The 14,789-nt window shown below is 52.0% G+C and carries 10 protein-coding genes; 9 read left to right on the plus strand and 1 reads right to left on the minus strand.

The annotated features are described in order from the left end of the window. Positions 1-33: 33 nt before the first annotated feature. Together AC0YNV_RS18905 and AC0YNV_RS18910 are read left to right on the plus strand one after the other, a co-directional pair. Complete coding sequence (locus AC0YNV_RS18905; RefSeq protein WP_475769415.1) at positions 34-1,728, plus strand: glycoside hydrolase family 2 protein; 1,695 nt, start codon at positions 34-36, stop codon at positions 1,726-1,728. Continuing rightward, positions 1,725-2,720, plus strand: a complete 996-nt coding sequence (locus AC0YNV_RS18910) for a Gfo/Idh/MocA family protein (RefSeq protein WP_475769416.1) — start codon at positions 1,725-1,727, stop codon at positions 2,718-2,720. Before AC0YNV_RS18905 ends, AC0YNV_RS18910 begins: the two co-directional genes overlap by 4 nt. 256 nt (positions 2,721-2,976) lie before the next feature. On the opposite strand, the gene AC0YNV_RS18915 is transcribed toward AC0YNV_RS18910, so the two are convergent. Beyond that, entirely contained in the window at positions 2,977-3,600 is a 624-nt protein-coding gene (locus AC0YNV_RS18915) for a TetR/AcrR family transcriptional regulator (RefSeq protein ID WP_475769417.1), read from the minus strand. Between the two features lie 229 nt (positions 3,601-3,829). Here AC0YNV_RS18915 and AC0YNV_RS18920 point away from each other — a divergent pair, with 229 nt between their 5' ends. The 7 genes from AC0YNV_RS18920 (at position 3,830) to AC0YNV_RS18950 (ending at position 14,585) form a co-directional block, all read left to right on the plus strand. Further along, complete coding sequence (locus tag AC0YNV_RS18920) at positions 3,830-5,320, plus strand: DHA2 family efflux MFS transporter permease subunit (protein WP_475769418.1); 1,491 nt, start codon at positions 3,830-3,832, stop codon at positions 5,318-5,320. A gap of 416 nt (positions 5,321-5,736) precedes the next feature. Beyond that, positions 5,737-7,764, plus strand: coding sequence for a hypothetical protein (locus AC0YNV_RS18925; RefSeq protein WP_475769419.1), 2,028 nt, complete (start codon positions 5,737-5,739; stop codon positions 7,762-7,764). A 212-nt stretch (positions 7,765-7,976) separates the two neighbouring features. Continuing rightward, positions 7,977-9,245, plus strand: a complete 1,269-nt coding sequence (locus AC0YNV_RS18930) for an alpha-L-fucosidase (protein ID WP_475769420.1) — start codon at positions 7,977-7,979, stop codon at positions 9,243-9,245. Positions 9,246-9,763: 518 nt separating this feature from the next. Next, on the plus strand, positions 9,764-10,816 hold the full coding sequence (locus AC0YNV_RS18935) for an ABC transporter substrate-binding protein (protein ID WP_475769421.1): 1,053 nt from the start codon (positions 9,764-9,766) through the stop codon (positions 10,814-10,816). A 63-nt stretch (positions 10,817-10,879) separates the two neighbouring features. After that, entirely contained in the window at positions 10,880-11,800 is a 921-nt protein-coding gene (locus AC0YNV_RS18940; protein ID WP_475769422.1) for an ABC transporter permease, read from the plus strand. Then, positions 11,800-12,594, plus strand: coding sequence for an ABC transporter ATP-binding protein (locus AC0YNV_RS18945; RefSeq protein WP_475769423.1), 795 nt, complete (start codon positions 11,800-11,802; stop codon positions 12,592-12,594). Before AC0YNV_RS18940 ends, AC0YNV_RS18945 begins: the two co-directional genes overlap by 1 nt. Before the next feature lie 35 nt (positions 12,595-12,629). Then, entirely contained in the window at positions 12,630-14,585 is a 1,956-nt protein-coding gene (locus tag AC0YNV_RS18950; RefSeq protein WP_475769424.1) for a GTP-binding protein, read from the plus strand. Positions 14,586-14,789 lie beyond the last annotated feature (204 nt).

Genomic DNA, 14,789 nt, shown 5'->3' on the forward strand with positions numbered 1-14,789 from the left:
CGCTGTATATTCACATAACTGGAGGGGTAGTACATGATGAGATTATTTGAGACCAACCGGATCAGGAAAACCAAGTCGCTGGCGGGTACATGGGCTTTCACCGTCCTGTTGGAAGACGGGACAGAGGACGTAAGCCGCAAGTACCGGCTGCCTGTTCCCGGCTGCTGGGAAACGAATCCGGAACTGGTCAATTATCGCGGAAAGGGCGTATACACCAGAACCGTCCGAACAACGGAGAGAACGACACTTCGCTTTATATTCAAGGGGGTCAGCCACACAGCCGATGTTTTTTTTGACGGTGTGCAGATCGCTCATCACTATAATGCTTATACAGCCTTCACCGCTATTGTGAAGGATGTTGAACCCGGTGAGCATGAGCTGAAGGTGGAAGTTGATAATGGCTTTCATGAAGGCTCGTCCCTTCACGTGCATAATGATTATTATACCTATGGAGGTCTGATCCGACCGGTGGGCGTAGAGGAAATCGGAGAGGTATATATCGAACGAATTGCCTTTACTCCAGCTAAAGTTGACCGTGTATGGAAGGCTGAAATCAGCGTTTATGCAAGGAACCTTTCCGACAAGGAGCAGGCGGTTGCTCTTACCGGGAATGCAGCCGGAACCGCAATATCTTTTGGCACTGCAGTGATTCCGCCTGAGTCAGAGCAGAGAATATCGGGAACCTTTGTGTTTCCGGCTGCGCAGCACTGGAGTCATGAGCAGCCAGCTCTGTATGAGCTTGAGGTGCAGCTTGCCGATCACGGTGGAGAGAACATTCTTGATGATTTGATTGAAAGAGTGGGCTTTCGGACGGTGACCACTCTGAACGGGAAGATACAGGTCAACGGGGAGGATGTTGTTCTGAAGGGCTTTAATCGTCATGAAGACCACGGGAATGTCGGTGCTTCGTTCCCCCTTTCGCTGATGTCGCATGATCTGGACCTGATGGCCGACATGGGCTGCAACAGCGTCCGTACAAGCCACTACCCGAACGACGAATTGTTTCTGGATTTATGCGATGAGCGCGGTTTCTATGTTTGGGAGGAGAACCATGCGCGGGGATTGAACCTGGAGCAAATGCGCAACCCGAATTTCATTCAGCAATGTGAAGATGTGAACAGAGAAATGGTAGAGCAGCATGTGAATCATCCATCCATTATTATCTGGGCAATTCTCAATGAGTGTGCGAGCAATTCCGAAGAGGGAAGGGTGCACTACAAGCGGCAGCTGGAACAGCTGCGCCGTATGGATAGCAGCCGTCCGCTCACTTTTGCGTCCCACCACCGGGAACGGGAGTTGTGCTTCGATTTGGCGGATATCGTATCGTTCAATCTGTATCCAGGCTGGTATGGACCAGAGGATGCCGGAGAATTGTGCGACAAGGCAAGAGGCTGGGCTGATCGCGCTGGAGGATTGGGGAAACCAATGATCATGAGTGAATTTGGCGGCGATGCGATGTACGGGTATCGCATGGCTTCCCGTGTCAAGGGAACCGAAGAACGGCAAGCCGATATTATCAGCGAAAATTTGCAGGCTTATCTGCAAAGAGAATTTATTTCCGGCATGTTTATCTGGCAGTTCTGTGATTGTCGCGTGACGGAGGAGAAGAACGGACCGCTGTGGCGGGTCATGACTCAGAATCTTAAAGGTGTGGTTGATGTGTACCGGCGCCCCAAGCTTGCCTATGAAATTGTGAAGCAGCATTTTGAGGGTACGCTAAAGCGATGATTCATCGTATTGTCCTTATCGGTCATGGCGCCATCAGTGAATCTTATATCAAGGTTATTGCAGCTATTCCTAATGCCATTATTTGCGGCGTAATCGGGCGCAGCATAGACAATGTATCACGGTTTGCAAACAAGCACGGGATTCCCGTTTATGGAACTGTGCTTCAGGAAGTCGCCAGACGTGCGGAGGCCACTGCGGCCATTATTTGCACGCCTAATTCCCTTCATGATGAGGGGGTCACGGATGCAGCTGCAATAGGACTGCATTGTCTGTGCGAGAAACCCTTGCATATCTCAACGGAAGTCCAGCAAGCAATGATTGCCAAATGCAAGGAAAATGGAGTGAAGCTAGCGGTTTCCTATATGCGGAGATTCTCTACGCACTTTCAGGCGGTCAAGCAGCTTATGAATTCCGGTGTTCTTGGCCGCATCACAGTGGTTGATGTGATGATCCGACATTATCGGACAAAGGCATATTATGAGGGCTGGCATGGGACAAAGGAAATGGACGGCGGGGGCCCGTTTATGCAGCAGGGCAGCCATATTATCGATCTGGCTCTTTGGCTGTGCGGCGGCTTCCGGGAAGTGCTGCAGGCGAAGCGGTTCCAGGTCCTTCATGAGATTGAAACGGAAGACCACGGGTATGCGGTCATCGCCTATACGAATGGTGCTGTCGGCCTCATTGAAGCTTCCACTGCCTGCGTGGAGGTAAGTGAAGAGAGAATCGTAATCGCGGGGACGAAAGGAACCATTACCGCAAGTTATGAGGGAATTATACAATTCAAGCTCGAAGAGGGCCAGCCAGATGTGCCTATGCCATCCCATGATAAGGCGGATAACGAGACTTTGATGAGACGACTGGTCTCAGATTTCCTGTTATCGATTGAGGAGGATCGGCTCCCTTTCGTGGATGGAGAATCAGGAGCGCTTGCAAGCGGGTTGGTGGAGGAGATTTACCGCCAGGCAGGCGAGCCGATTAAAACCTTTATTTAGCTAAGTATTTACCCGGCGGCCTAATATTATTCCCATCGATTCCCCTAAGATTAGGCTATCCCGGCTAAGGTGAATCGATGTCAGAAACAATCTTGCACGAACTTCTTAATGCATCGTGGCCAGTCACTTTTCCTTTACCCGGCATTACGAAACATTTCTTATGCAGCTTCAGTTGAACCAAATAAATTCAAACTTTACCACGTACGTCTGCGAGAGGCGCATGCACAAAGCATGCGCCTCTCTTTTCTTTATGCAATCATTCCAGATTGATGGGCTGGTCTGTATTTTGCAGGATACGAATGAGAGAAAACTGCTTGGCGAGAAACAGCGGCGTATAGGGCATATCATTGCGGAGCCAGAAGACAATTGTACCGATCAAGGCGGAGGAGCCGTACCAGATTGCGATATCTTTTGGAACGCTCACTGCTGAATCCGATAAGGAAGCGTGTCGCTTCTCAATATTGTTGGTGATCACATCGACAATCACTTCCAAAAGTCGTTCGGTGAATACCGGTATACGTTTTGAAGCGAGCAGTACCTTGTAAAAATTTGAATTTTCTGCGATATGCTCAAGCATTTTGACCAGGATAGGATGCCCTTGATTGGGCCAATCCATGCCTCTGGAATCGTTCGGATGCGAAATATCCTTCAAGATAAAATGAAGCTTATTAATCATGTCATCCGCCATCTTCTCCAGCATATCCGGAATGTCCCGGTAATGAAGATAAAAGGTGACACGATTTATGGTAGCCCGTTCCGCAATACGATTCACGGTTATTTTCTCAAGCTCCATCTCCTGAAGCAGATCAATGCATGCATCTTGGATCAACTGGCGTGTGCGAAGAACACGCGGATCCGTACGCGGTGTTTTTGTTGACATGCGCTCTCAAGTTCCTTTCCCATAAGTGCTCTGAACGACAATTGCAGCACACTTTGTAAATTATTTTTCTCCTGGACGACAGATCCCGTTCGAATGTAAACTAATATACATTTTTCAAAAATGTGTTGCTTGTGAAATGGAAGAGAGATGATTATAATTTTCTACATTACGTATAGTATACAACAAAGTGTTTATTAGTTTCACGATGAATTTGAAGGGATTGAGCAGGATGAGTAAAGATTTAGCCTTTGACAGTTCTTCCATTAAGAAAGGCCCGCTATTGTTTGTCATGATTCTGGGGGCGTTCATCGCCGTTTTGAATCAGACCATTATGAGTGTCGCGCTGCCGGAGCTGATGGTCGACTTTGACATTGCGGCGTCTACGGCTCAATGGCTGACAACCGGCTATATGCTGGTTAACGGGGTGCTTATTCCGATTACGGCATTTCTGATGCAGCGGTTTACGACCCGTGAGCTGTTCCAGTCAGCCATGATTATTTTTCTTGGAGGAACGATTGTTTCGGCCGTTGCCCCCAATTTCGACGTTTTGCTCGCCGGACGCCTGATTCAAGCCGCTGGCGCCGGTATTATCATGCCGCTGCTGATGACGGTCATCCTGACCGTTTTCCCGGCTGACAAGCGGGGAGCCGCCATGGGAATGGTCGGGTTCGCCATTATTTTTGCCCCTGCTATCGGGCCTACTATTGCCGGTTATATCATGGAGAATTATTCCTGGCGCACGATGTTTTATGGAATGACTCCGTTTGCCGTTATTGTTATTATTGTCGCCTTTATTTATCTGAAAAATGTTGCTGAACGAAGCTATCCCAAACTCGACATTGGCGGTGTCATCCTCTCGACAATCGGGTTTGGCGCACTTCTATACGGCTTCAGCAGTGCTGGAAGCAAGGGTTGGTCCAGCGCAGAGGTGATCGTATCTCTGGCTGTCGGTGTTGTTTCCTTGATTGTGTTCACCTGGCGGCAGCTGGTATCCAAGAGCCCGCTTCTTGATCTCAGGGCGTTCAAGCACAGCATGTTCTCCTTGACGACTATCATTAATATTGCGGTTACGATGGTCATGTATGCAGATATGATGCTGCTTCCCCTGTATTTGCAGAATGCGCGTGGATATACAGCTCTGGAGTCCGGGCTGCTGATGCTCCCCGGCGCACTTCTGATGGGCGTTATGATGCCGGTAACAGGCAGGCTGTTCGACCGGTTCGGAGCGAAGTGGCTGTCTATTATCGGAATGGCAATTACCATTGTGACGACAATCGGCTTCGTTAATCTAACCGATTCCACCAGTTATACGTATTTGGTGCTCATGTCCACAGGACGGCGCTTCGGGATGGCCATGTTCCTGATGCCGATCACAACGGCGGGCCTCAACCAGCTGCCTAAAAGACTGTATGCGCATGGTACGGCCATTTCCAACACCATCAAGCAGGTGGCGGGCGGGATAGGTACTTCTCTGCTTGTCACGATTATGACGACAAGAACCAAGACTCATCTTCAGGATATGGCCGCTGCAGGCGGCGCAGGCACACAGGAGCATATGGTGATGGAAGCCTCTATTCAGGGTATTAATGATGCGTACCTTGTTATTATTGGAATCGGAATAGTCGGTCTCCTGCTTTCCTTCTTCATTAAACGTGTAGGACAGGCCGATGAAGAAGAAACCGGAGTCACACTGAAACAATCAAGGGCAGTTGAGTCGTAGGAAGAGGGTAGGAAAGACACAAAGGACCCGGCGTATACGGATGCTCAGGTTCTTGAATGTTAATATTACAGAAGAGCTTCTCCGCTTCGTATAGCTGGAGAAGCTCTTTAGTTTGTTGGGGGAGTTTGACAGCGCCGAAGAGTGGATGGAATAGGAAGTAAGCTGAACCATTCACAAATAGTGATAAGGACGCGACTTAAATTTAATGGCTCCGTTTGTTGTTGTCCCTTATGTATAAAGTGGACATAAAATATCCCCGTCGTGGTCATTTGACCGCTGACTCGTCTCCGCATCGCCCAACTATGCGGTTTTCGCTCCCATTTTCCCCTTTTCTCAGGAGATGTCTCCTACCCTGCGGGGGGTGAGGCTGGTATATAATCAAATCAGTCTAAATTCATGAAATGGGAGAGAAAGCGATGACCCAACTTTGGTGGAAACAGCCGACTCGCGTCATTCAGACGAATTTGCAGGTTCGCGATACGGCGATGATCGAACCGCGGAGGCTTGCCAGGCAGATGAAGGAGCTGGGAGCGACCGCGCTTGTCTTTAACGTTGGCGGAATTTACGCATGGTATCGTACGCAGGTGCCTTTTCATTATCAGAACGAATTTTTGCCCCCGGATCGCGATTTGCTGGCGGAAGTCATCGAAGCCTGCCACAGCGAGGGCATCCGCTTCATTGCGCGCTTCGACTTCAGCAAGGCGGACGACGGCATTTATCAGCGCAGACCCCAGTGGTTTGTGAGAAACCGCAACGGTGAGCCTCATATCTCGGGCAGCCTGCGGCCGGGACCGTGGTCCCTGCTCATGTCCACCTGCATCAATACGCCTTATCGAAATGAAAGCGTCGCCATTCCGGTGCTGGATGAGGTGCTTTCCAATTACAAGATCGACGGCATTTTCTTCAACGCGCCGCAGTATCTGGAATGTTACTGCGATTTCTGCCGCCGCAAGTACCGGGATCGCTATGGCCGCGACCTGCCCGGGTCCTCGGAGCAGTTCGATCCCGACTGGGCTTCCGCAAGCCTGAAGGACAACATGAGCCTCATCTACAGCTTCGTCAAAGAGAAAGCACCCGATCTGCCGATGATTCTGTACTATTTCTACAAGGATGATCTGCATGCGCGCGCCGCGACAAGCGATATCATGTGCACGGAGGCGCAAAACATCCTGTCTCGTGGCCATAAGGAAGCTCCCGAATTCTGGGTTCCGGCGGCCAACGTCAAGATTGGCCGGACGCTTACCGACAAGCCCGCGGCATACGGGATCGTGCACTCCAGTCCGGGTATGGATTGGCGGCATACGGGACTGCCGGCCGCGGAGTATTTGTTCTGGATGAGCCAGGTTCCCGCGCACGGCGGCCAAATCTGGCACTCGTTGACCGGGATTCCGGATACCATCACGGACAAACGGATTTTGTCTGCCGTTACGCAGATGAATGCCATGGTCGCGAAAGTCGAAGCTAATTTGCACGAGGCTGTGCCGCATTCCCAAGTGGCGCTGATGTGGGAATCGGAGAGCGCCAGCGAGGACTGGGCGGACGGACTGCTGAATACGCAAATTCCGTTCGATCTGCTGCTGGAGGAACAAACGACGGCGGACCGGCTGAGACCCTATTCGGTACTCCTTATACCGGACGGCTTCTCGCTGACGCCGCGATTGGTCCGGGAGCTGCTTGCTTACGTCGACAACGGAGGCAGGCTCGTCTTCGAGGGTGCGATCGACGAAGCTTATCCGGAGCTGTCCGATTTGCTCGGGATCGAGCGGGACTCAGCCGCTTCGGGCGAATCGCTGACCGCCTCGTATCTCCGGTTCGAGGGTGCGGACAATCCGCTGCAGCGGCAGCTGGAGGAGACGGAGCTTATCCCGCACTGCGGACGGGTCGTCTACTGCACGCCTTTGCCGGATACGGAGGTGCTGGCGACGCTGGTGCCGCCGTTCTCGCCGATGGAGAGCGTAGGCTCGCCGCCGGAGAGGGCGTCGATAGCGGTCGGCCGCACCGATCTGCCGCTGGTCTGCGTCTCCGCTTATGGACAAGGCAAGGCGGTCTATCTGCCTTTCTCCTTGAGCGGGTTGATCAGCCAATATAAGCTGCCCGATCATTATATTCTTCTGGCTAATCTGATGGACATGCTGCTTGGCGGGGACAGATGGATTCGCGTCAGCTCCTATCCGGGGCTGCAGGTTGCGGCGTTCCGCAAAGAGGGGCAGTACCTCGTCAATCTGGTCAACGGAACGGGGCGCAGGCCCTTGGCGGTAAATGTGCCGCTGCGCGGCGTACAGCTTGTCATGCGTCTGCAGGCGGCCGAGGTCGAACGGCTGCAAGGCGTACGGCTGCTTATTTCGGAGAAGCCGGCGCCGTACACGCTGGAGGACGGCCAATTGACCGTTGTACTGGACGAGCTGACTATCTGGGAAAGCGTGCTGGTGGAGCTAGGGAGCTGACAGAACAATGAAGGAAGGGCTCCGCCGTCATTTGGCCTGCACAGCAAGTTTCCAGCCTGGCGATTATCCGGCGGAGGCAACAGCGATCGCGACAAGTGACAAGCGGCGGTAGACATGCTTGCAGCGCTTGCGAGTATGTATCGGAAGACGTTTGCGCATGAGCGGCCGGATTTTCTCACCGGACTTTTTAGATGGAGAGGGAGGACTAAGATATGAAGCGGTTTGGCGATGACAGGGATGTATTTTTTGAGCGGCGGTTCGGGATGTTTATTCATTGGGGGTTGTACGCGATTCCCGCGTGGCACGAACAGATTTTATGGCGCGGCAAAGGGATGATGACGCGCAAGGAATACGAGCAGCTCATTCATCAGTTTAATCCGACGGAGTTTGATCCGGATGCCTGGATCGATATGGCGCAGGCGGCCGGCATGCAGTATATGTGCATCACGACGAAGCATCATGACGGCTTCTGTTTGTGGGATACGAAATATACGGACTACAATATTATGAACAGCCCGTACGGCAAAGATATATTGGGAATGCTGGCCGAAGCGTGCACGCGGCGGAATTTTCCGCTTAGTCTCTATTACTCTTGTCCCGACTGGCACCATCCGAATTACCCCAACCTGGGCCGGCATCATGAGATGTTCGGAGCCCGCGCGGGGGACGACCACGACATCCGCAAGTATTATGATTTCGTCCGCAAGCAGGTCGAGGAGCTGTGCACGAGGTACGGGAAAATCTATCAATTCTTCTGGGATGTCAACGTGGCTGAGCACCACGATCCGAGCCTGAACGAGATGATCCGCGAGCTGCAGCCGGGCATTCTCATCAATGAACGCGGACCGGGACCGGGCGATTACAACACGCCGGAGCGGGTCGTTCCTGAAGGCAACGAGTTCGACAAGCCGGCGGAGGCGGTTCAGTCGCTTGGACGGGAAAGCTGGGGCTACCGGGAGAATGAGGACTACTACCGCTACAAATATGTCATGCAGAGCGTGGACAAAGTGCTGGCTATGGGCGGCAACTATATGCTGAACGTCGGGCCGAAGGCCGATGGCACATTTCCGGCGGAAAGCGTCGCGGCGCTGAAGGAAATCGGCGGCTGGTACAACCGGATCAAGGAGGCGTTCGACGGGACTTTTCCGGCATCCTCGCTGGTGTACAAGGATGAGATCGTCACCTCGGCCGGCCACCGGATCGAGCGGGATCATGTACTGGCGACGAAGCGGGGCCACACGCTGTATATTCATCTGTACCGCGACATGCAGACGACGGCGGTTGTGCTGAAGCCGTGGGATGTTGTGCCGAAGCGGGCGGTTCTGCTCAACGACGGCCGGGAGCTTGAGACCAGCGTCGATTTCACGCCGTGGTACTGGAGGGAAAAGCCGTATTTGCGGATTCGGAACGTTCCTGTCAATGAGTTGTCCGATGAGGTGTTGGTAATCCGGCTCGAGTTCGATGAAGCGTTAAGCGAATAAAGGTTGAGCAGCGTCCACGCGTTTGCGGATATTCCTGCATATATAGCATCCCGGTCGTCTCCTGTAGAGGAGATTGGCCGGGTTTTTGGTTTGTTCACCGGATGCGGTCCGGTAGGATGGATCGAATGCAGAGAAGCGAGCGTGGGATAAGCGGTTAGACGGAATCGGGACGCTCCTGTGTGATTTTGAAGAATGGATTCGAAGAGAATCCTCCACAAACATTGTTAAAGTGGACAGTTTTTCGAACCGGATAGAGGATTTGCTTTCATAATAATGAAATAGTATACAAGAGCAAAGCCTCTTATCCAGCTGGAAGACAACTATATTGAAATCATAGTGATACAATGAATAAAACCAATGGCGTGCTCGCGCATACGGAAGCGGGCTTGACACTCTGGATTGGAGGGGAGGAGGCAGAAGCTTTCAATTTCATATGAATTGACGATCGAAGAGGCGGCTATTAAACTAGGATTAATTATTTGTAAACTAAAATAGGACATAGAAAGAGGGTATTGATAATGAAAAGGAAAATGTTGGCGACTATCGCGCTATCTACTGCCTTATTGCTTACTGCAGCCGGCTGTGGAGGAGCCAAAGAGGAAAACGCCGGTTCATCCAGCCCCACAAATACTTCAACATCAGAGAGCCCTGCGGCAACAAACTATTCGATTGGTATCTCCCAATACGCGCCGCATCCTTCCCTGGATGCAACCAAAGAAGGTTTTCTGGCAGCGCTTAAGGATGCGGGCATTGTTGAAGGCGAGAACCTGAAAATCGATGATAACAACGCTCAGGGAGAGTCAAGCAACAACCTGTCAATCGCCCAGAAATTTGGTTCGGAGAAGTTCGATCTGGTTCTGGGCATTGCCACTCCTTCCGCACTGGCTCTTGCTGATAATGTCAAGGATAAGCCTGTCTTATTTGCGGCAGTTACCGATCCGCTTGATGCCCAGATTGTGAGCGATCTGGATAAACCGGGCGGCAACATCACGGGAGCTTCCGACTCGAACCCGGCGGCCATTACGCAATTAATGGATTTCATTGCCGAGAATTTTTCAACTGTTAAATCGGTCGGCGTTGTCATCAACGAAGGGGAATCCAACTCCGTGATTATGGCGAAGCAAGCAGAAACAGCCTTGGCTGCCCATAATATCAAGTTAGTTAAAGCGCCGGTTACCAACACCTCCGAAGTCCAGCAGGCGGCGCAATCCCTGGTTGGCCGGGCGGACGCCATTTACATCACGCTGGATAATACAGTCGTGAGCGCCGTGGATGCCATTATTAAGGTAGCTGCCGATAACAAGCTTCCATTCTTCTCCAGTGACCGGGATACGGTAGAAGCTGGAGCTTTTGCAACGGTGGGATTCAAATATTACGATCACGGATACCAGGTTGGCCAAATGGCTGTCGACATTCTGAAGAACGGTAAAAACCCGGGGGATATGAAGATCACCATACCGGACAAGCTGGATCTGATTCTTAATCTTAAAGCAGCGGAAGCATTCGGAATCACTGTGACGGATGCAATGAAGGAAAAGGTACAGGATAAGGAAAATAATATTATTCAATAATTGCAATCGGGGTGGACGGCTCCTGTCGTCACCCCTTTTCTCTTTTATTAAGGAGGGCATAACATGATTCTGGCCATACAAGGGGCAAGTGAGCTTGGTCTTTTGTACGCTGTAATGGCACTCGGGGTTTATATTACATACCGCATTCTGGACTTTCCCGATTTGACTGTCGATGGCAGCTTTACGACGGGCGGCGCCATAGCGGCGATTATGATTACACATGGCTATGATTCCTGGATCGCCACCATAGCGGCATTCGCTGCTGGACTGGCCGCCGGAGCGTGTACGGGTCTCCTCCACACGAAAGGGAAAATAAACGGGCTCTTATCCGGAATTCTCATGATGATCGCCTTATATTCCATTAATCTGCGGATATTGGGTAAACCTAATATTGGCTTCTCCAGAATCGACACGATGTTCACAACGATTTCGGAGGATAAATACATTTATATGACCGTTCTGATTTTGGCTGCCTTGATTATCAAGCTGCTGCTGGACGCTTTTCTTCATACGGACATCGGACTTGCGCTTAGAGCGACTGGCGACAACGCCAGAATGATCCGCAGCCTGGGTGCGAATACGGATAATACGACGATTGTCGGCGTGAGCCTGTCGAACGGATTGGTTGCTGTTTCCGGAGCGCTGATTGCACAACAATCAAGCTTTGCGGATATCAACATGGGGGTCGGGATGATTGTTCTTGGACTGGCTTCGGTTATCATCGGCGAGGCGATATTCGGCAATAAAACGGTATTTCGGGCGACGCTTGCCGTTGTTCTTGGAGCCATCCTGTACCGAATCATATACGCCTTGGCCTTGCGTATCGAGTGGCTGGAAACATCAGATATGAAGCTGATTACGGCTCTTATCGTCATAATCGCGCTCTTGCTGCCTACCATTCAACGTGCGTTGAAGCAAAGAGGTCTTGCCCGCAAACGGGCATCTGAATTGTTGACGTCCTCCAGCAAGGGAGGGGGAGCCTAATGCTGCAGCTAACGGATATTACCAAGCTGTTTAACCCTGGCACCTCAGATGAGAAAATCGCATTAATGAATATCAGCTTGCAATTCAAGCCTGGCGATTTCGTTACGGTCATCGGAAGCAACGGAGCAGGCAAGTCCACTTTGATGAACGTGATATCCGGTGTTATGAAGCCCGACCTCGGCGAGGTGCGAATCGAAGGCAATGCCATTCAGCAGCTTCCGGAATACAGGAGAAGCCGTTGGATTGGAAGGGTATTTCAAGATCCGATGGCGGGTACAGCTCCCCGGATGACGATCGAAGAGAATCTCGCTATGGCTCTCTCGCGGGGGAAGAAACGGGGGCTCGGCCGGGGCGTTACTTTCACGAAGCGCGGGATCTTCCGTGAACAGCTGCAGCGCCTTGGCATCGGTCTGGAGAATCGTCTGAACGCCAAAGTCGGGCTCTTGTCGGGAGGAGAGCGCCAGGCGCTGAGCCTGTTGATGGCTACATTCACAAAGCCGCAAATCCTTCTCCTGGATGAACATACGGCGGCTCTGGATCCCGCAAGGGCCGAGCTGATCACCAGCCTGACGGAGAGCATTGTCCGCGAGATGAAGCTGACAACCTTAATGGTTACCCATAATATGGAGCAGGCAATCAGGCTTGGGAACAGACTGATCATGATGGACAAAGGACGCGTCATACTGGATGTTCCCGGGGAGCGGAAAAGCAGCCTGACCGTCTCGCAGCTGCTTGGTGAATTCGAACGGATCAGCGGACATCAATTGTCGGATGACCGGATTGTGCTTGGCTAGATGAAACCAGACTATAGTGAAATCAAGGGGATACGATGAATCATAAAACGATTGGCATGTTCGCCCATGTGGATGCGGGCAAAACCACCTTTGCCGAACAGCTGCTTTACCATACAAACAGCATTCGGGAGCGGGGCAGGGTCGATCATAAGGACGCTTACCTCGACAGCCACGACATCGAGCGGGCAAGGGGCATCACCGTATTTGCAGACCAGGCCGTTATGTCGTATAAGGGATCAACCTATTATTTGATCGATACGCCCGGGCATGTCGATTTCTCGCCGGAGATGGAACGGGCTGTCCAGGTCATGGATTATGCAATTCTCATCATCAGTGCGGTGGAGGGAGTCCAGGGTCATACCGAAACGGTCTGGCAGCTGCTTCACAAGCATCGCATTCCGACGTTCTTCTTTATCAATAAAACAGACCGGGTAGGCGCGGATGCAGACAAAGTCGTCGAGGAAATCCGCATGCATCTGACAGAGGATGTGTGCATGCTGACCGGGAATTTCGCGGATGGCGAGATCGGGGAGGCTTTGCTGGAAAGCATGGCGGAGCGGGATGAACAGTTATTGGAGACGTTTATCGCGGGAACGGGGGACCAGGCATTCTGGCTGCGGACGCTGCAGGCTAAGATCCGCGGCCATCAGCTCTTTCCTTGCGCAAGCGGCTCTGCTTTGCAGGATATTGGCGTTGTCGAATTTCTGGATCAGCTGCATCTGCTGACGACAGTGGATTATGACAGGCAGGCTCCGTTCGGGGGACGCGTCTATAAAATCCGCCATGACCACAATGGTGTGCGGCTGACCTTCATCAAGGCGTTAAGCGGGACGCTGAAGGTTCGCGATGAACTGTGCTATAGGGGTGGAGATGTGCAAATTTGCGAGAAGGTGACGCGGCTTTTCATCTTCAACGGAAGCAAGTCGCATACGGTCGACCAGGTCTCGGCGGGCGATCTGTTCGCGGTAACCGGACTCTCAAGTGCCGAAGCCGGACAAGGCCTCGGCATCTATTCGGACAAGCTGGCCTATGAGCTGGTGCCGACGCTTACGTCGAAGGTGATTTTCGCCGATTCCCTGAACGCGAAGGATGTGCTGAAAGCCTTCCGGATACTGGATGCGGAGGACCCGTCCCTGAATGTCATCTGGGAGGAAAGCCTGCAGGAAATCCACATCCACGTTATGGGTCTTATTCAGCTTGAAGTGCTGGAGCAGCTTGTGGCGGAACGATTCGGAATCGGCGTCTCCTTCGGCAGCCCGGAAATTCTGTATAAGGAAACGATTAAGTCGACCGTGAACGGATACGGCCACTTCGAGCCGCTCAAGCATTATGCGGAGGTGCATCTGCGGCTGGAGCCGGGGGAGCGTGGCAGCGGCATTACTTTCGTGAACGCGTGTCATGTGAGCGATTTGAGCGTGGGCAATCAAAATCTGATCCGAACCCATCTCTATGAGCGGGAGCATCATGGTTTATTAACGGGTATGCCGCTTACCGATATCCGGATTACGCTGCTGAAGGGCGGCGCGCACAATGAGCATACGCATGGCGGGGATTTTCGCGAAGCGGCCTTCCGCGCGCTAAGACAAGGCCTGGAGAAAGCGGAAAACCTGCTGCTGGAGCCTTATTATGATTTTAAGATTAAAGTGGAAGCGGACGATATGGGCCGGGTGTTATCCGATATTCAGCGGGCCTCCGGACAATTTGATCCACCGCAAACCACGACCACCCATGCCGTCATTACGGGCAGAGTCCCTGTAGCCACCTTTATGAATTACAGTACGGAGCTCGCTTCTTTTACGCATGGCAGAGGGAGCGTTCATTTCGTCTTCGGGGGCTACGATCGCTGTCATAACGAACAAGAGGTCATCGAGCGAAAAGGCTACCGGAAGGACGCGGATCCGCTGTACAGCTCCTCTTCGATTTTTTGCGCCAAGGGACATGGATACACGGTGGCTTGGGATGAGGCGGAGGCGAAGATGCATCTGTTGTAAGTAAAAGCACCGCGTCACATGAGCTTCGCTATAGATGATAAGATGTTACCTGCCGCAAATGATAGCGGCAGCCGGATGCAGAGGCATGGTTTCTATCGCGTTTGCCCGAATTTTGTCATTTTGCTGCATTTGACAGAGATATACTTGTATTCATAGAGCTGCCGTCAACGGGATTGTTTCAGGAACAGGTGAATGGTTTATTAT

Source organism: Paenibacillus sp. JT31N11, assembly GCF_056269285.1.